At 54.9% G+C, this 3,222-nt stretch carries 3 protein-coding genes and 2 pseudogenes; 4 read left to right on the top strand and 1 reads right to left on the bottom strand.

All coding sequences use genetic code 11. From position 1 onward, the window contains the following. Positions 1-129: 129 nt before the first annotated feature. A pseudogene (locus ACJHYR_RS27270) lies at positions 130-1,380 on the top strand (Tn3-like element Tn3 family transposase); the annotation flags it as partial. Positions 1,381-1,437: 57 nt separating this feature from the next. Here ACJHYR_RS27270 and ACJHYR_RS27265 read toward each other — a convergent pair. Beyond that, positions 1,438-1,602 (bottom strand): cupin domain-containing protein, encoded by a 165-nt coding sequence (locus ACJHYR_RS27265; protein WP_072644484.1) that lies wholly within the window; start codon positions 1,600-1,602, stop codon positions 1,438-1,440. Here ACJHYR_RS27265 and ACJHYR_RS27260 point away from each other — a divergent pair. The 3 genes and pseudogenes from ACJHYR_RS27260 to ACJHYR_RS27250 all read left to right on the top strand — a co-directional run. Continuing rightward, positions 1,583-1,789, top strand: a pseudogene (locus ACJHYR_RS27260) (DMT family transporter); the annotation flags it as partial. The gene ACJHYR_RS27265 and the pseudogene ACJHYR_RS27260 overlap by 20 nt on opposite strands. After that, positions 1,783-2,622, top strand: coding sequence for a sulfonamide-resistant dihydropteroate synthase Sul1 (gene sul1 / locus ACJHYR_RS27255; RefSeq protein ID WP_000259031.1), 840 nt, complete (start codon positions 1,783-1,785; stop codon positions 2,620-2,622). The pseudogene ACJHYR_RS27260 and the gene sul1, both read left to right, overlap by 7 nt. A 127-nt stretch (positions 2,623-2,749) precedes the next feature. Continuing rightward, positions 2,750-2,953, top strand: coding sequence for a hypothetical protein (locus ACJHYR_RS27250; protein WP_000376616.1), 204 nt, complete (start codon positions 2,750-2,752; stop codon positions 2,951-2,953). Positions 2,954-3,222 lie beyond the last annotated feature (269 nt).

Below are 3,222 nucleotides of genomic sequence, written 5' to 3'. Positions count from 1 at the left end.
CACAGAATGATGTCACGCTGAAAATGCCGGCCTTTGAATGGGTTCATGTGCAGCTCCATCAGCAAAAGGGGATGATAAGTTTATCACCACCGACTATTTGCAACAGTGCCGAAACGACTGAGCAAAATGATCAGTGATCTACTCCCTCCGGTGGATTTAACGGAGTTGCTGCTCGAAATTAACGCCCATACCGGATTTGCTGATGAGTTTTTCCATGCTAGTGAAGCCAGTGCCAGAGTTGATGATCTGCCCGTCAGCATCAGCGCCGTGCTGATGGCTGAAGCCTGCAATATCGGTCTGGAACCACTGATCAGATCAAATGTTCCTGCACTGACCCGACACCGGCTGAACTGGACAAAAGCGAACTATCTGCGGGCTGAAACTATCACCAGCGCTAATGCCAGACTGGTTGATTTTCAGGCAACGCTGCCACTGGCACAGATATGGGGTGGAGGAGAAGTGGCATCTGCAGATGGAATGCGCTTTGTTACGCCAGTCAGAACAATCAATGCCGGACCGAACCGCAAATACTTTGGTAATAACAGAGGGATCACCTGGTACAACTTTGTGTCCGATCAGTATTCCGGCTTTCATGGCATCGTTATACCGGGGACGCTGAGGGACTCTATCTTTGTGCTGGAAGGTCTTCTGGAACAGGAGACCGGGCTGAATCCAACCGAAATTATGACCGATACAGCAGGTGCCAGCGAACTTGTCTTTGGCCTTTTCTGGCTGCTGGGATACCAGTTTTCTCCACGCCTGGCTGATGCCGGTGCTTCGGTTTTCTGGCGAATGGACCATGATGCCGACTATGGCGTGCTGAATGATATTGCCAGAGGGCAATCAGATCCCCGAAAAATAGTCCTTCAGTGGGACGAAATGATCCGGACCGCTGGCTCCCTGAAGCTGGGCAAAGTACAGGTTTCAGTGCTGGTCCGTTCATTGCTGAAAAGTGAACGTCCTTCCGGACTGACTCAGGCAATCATTGAAGTGGGGCGCATCAACAAAACGCTGTATCTGCTTAATTATATTGATGATGAAGATTACCGCCGGCGCATTCTGACCCAGCTTAATCGGGGAGAAAGTCGCCATGCCGTTGCCAGAGCCATCTGTCACGGTCAAAAAGGTGAGATAAGAAAACGATATACCGACGGTCAGGAAGATCAACTGGGCACACTGGGGCTGGTCACTAACGCCGTCGTGTTATGGAACACTATTTATATGCAGGCAGCCCTGGATCATCTCCGGGCGCAGGGTGAAACACTGAATGATGAAGATATCGCACGCCTCTCCCCGCTTTGCCACGGACATATCAATATGCTCGGCCATTATTCCTTCACGCTGGCAGAACTGGTGACCAAAGGACATCTGAGACCATTAAAAGAGGCGTCAGAGGCAGAAAACGTTGCTTAACGTGAGTTTTCGTTCCACTGAGCGTCAGACCCCTGTCACAATGGCCTTACCGGGATTGGCGTAAGCGTGCGGGATATCCGCATGGAAGCGCAGGGATTCCCCGGCAGAAACGGTGTGCCACTCATCCCCCAGCCGCAGTTGTAATGCGCCTTCCAGTACAATGACATGTTCTCTGGTTCTGAAATCCATCCCTGTCGGTGTTGCTTATGCAGTCTGGTCGGGACTCGGCGTCGTCATAATTACAGCCATTGCCTGGTTGCTTCATGGGCAAAAGCTTGATGCGTGGGGCTTTGTAGGTATGGGGCTCATAATTGCTGCCTTTTTGCTCGCCCGATCCCCATCGTGGAAGTCGCTGCGGAGGCCGACGCCATGGTGACGGTGTTCGGCATTCTGAATCTCACCGAGGACTCCTTCTTCGATGAGAGCCGGCGGCTAGACCCCGCCGGCGCTGTCACCGCGGCGATCGAAATGCTGCGAGTCGGATCAGACGTCGTGGATGTCGGACCGGCCGCCAGCCATCCGGACGCGAGGCCTGTATCGCCGGCCGATGAGATCAGACGTATTGCGCCGCTCTTAGACGCCCTGTCCGATCAGATGCACCGTGTTTCAATCGACAGCTTCCAACCGGAAACCCAGCGCTATGCGCTCAAGCGCGGCGTGGGCTACCTGAACGATATCCAAGGATTTCCTGACCCTGCGCTCTATCCCGATATTGCTGAGGCGGACTGCAGGCTGGTGGTTATGCACTCAGCGCAGCGGGATGGCATCGCCACCCGCACCGGTCACCTTCGACCCGAAGACGCGCTCGACGAGATTGTGCGGTTCTTCGAGGCGCGGGTTTCCGCCTTGCGACGGAGCGGGGTCGCTGCCGACCGGCTCATCCTCGATCCGGGGATGGGATTTTTCTTGAGCCCCGCACCGGAAACATCGCTGCACGTGCTGTCGAACCTTCAAAAGCTGAAGTCGGCGTTGGGGCTTCCGCTATTGGTCTCGGTGTCGCGGAAATCCTTCTTGGGCGCCACCGTTGGCCTTCCTGTAAAGGATCTGGGTCCAGCGAGCCTTGCGGCGGAACTTCACGCGATCGGCAATGGCGCTGACTACGTCCGCACCCACGCGCCTGGAGATCTGCGAAGCGCAATCACCTTCTCGGAAACCCTCGCGAAATTTCGCAGTCGCGACGCCAGAGACCGAGGGTTAGATCATGCCTAGCATTCACCTTCCGGCCGCCCGCTAGCGGACCCTGGTCAGGTTCCGCGAAGGTGGGCGCAGACATGCTGGGCTCGTCAGGATCAAACTGCACTATGAGGCGGCGGTTCATACCGCGCCAGGGGAGCGAATGGACAGCGAGGAGCCTCCGAACGTTCGGGTCGCCTGCTCGGGTGATATCGACGAGGTTGTGCGGCTGATGCACGACGCTGCGGCGTGGATGTCCGCCAAGGGAACGCCCGCCTGGGACGTCGCGCGGATCGACCGGACATTCGCGGAGACCTTCGTCCTGAGATCCGAGCTCCTAGGGATCGCCTCAGAAAACGGAAAATAAAGCACGCTAAGCCGTAAGTAAGCGTGCTCCTGTGAAAGCCACAGCTAAAACTGCGTAGTACACATAGAGGTATTTTTTTCTAGATTTATATCGAATTTCGTTATCGAATTTCGCTTATTATTGATCAACTCGTTGCAGATCATGAAGGCGAAAGTATGACGGGCACTGTTGCAAATAGTCGGTGGTGATAAACTTATCATCCCCTTTTGCTGATGGAGCTGCACATGAACCCATTCAAAGGCCGGCATTTTCAGCGTGACATCATTCTG

The sequence above is a fragment of the Escherichia sp. WS1450 genome, from assembly GCF_046487395.1.
Classification (GTDB): domain Bacteria; phylum Pseudomonadota; class Gammaproteobacteria; order Enterobacterales; family Enterobacteriaceae; genus Escherichia; species Escherichia coli.
The sequence above is the reverse complement of the archived record's forward strand: the minus strand, read 5'-3'. Positions and strand labels throughout refer to the sequence as shown.

Bases quoted from the DNA above. Each gene is read 5' to 3' on its own strand.
- ACJHYR_RS27265 (WP_072644484.1), bottom strand. From the start codon at position 1,602: ATGGATTTCAGAACCAGAGAACATGTCATTGTACTGGAAGGCGCATTA.
- sul1 (WP_000259031.1), top strand. From the start codon at position 1,783: ATGGTGACGGTGTTCGGCATTCTGAATCTCACCGAGGACTCCTTCTTC.
- ACJHYR_RS27250 (WP_000376616.1), top strand. From the start codon at position 2,750: ATGGACAGCGAGGAGCCTCCGAACGTTCGGGTCGCCTGCTCGGGTGAT.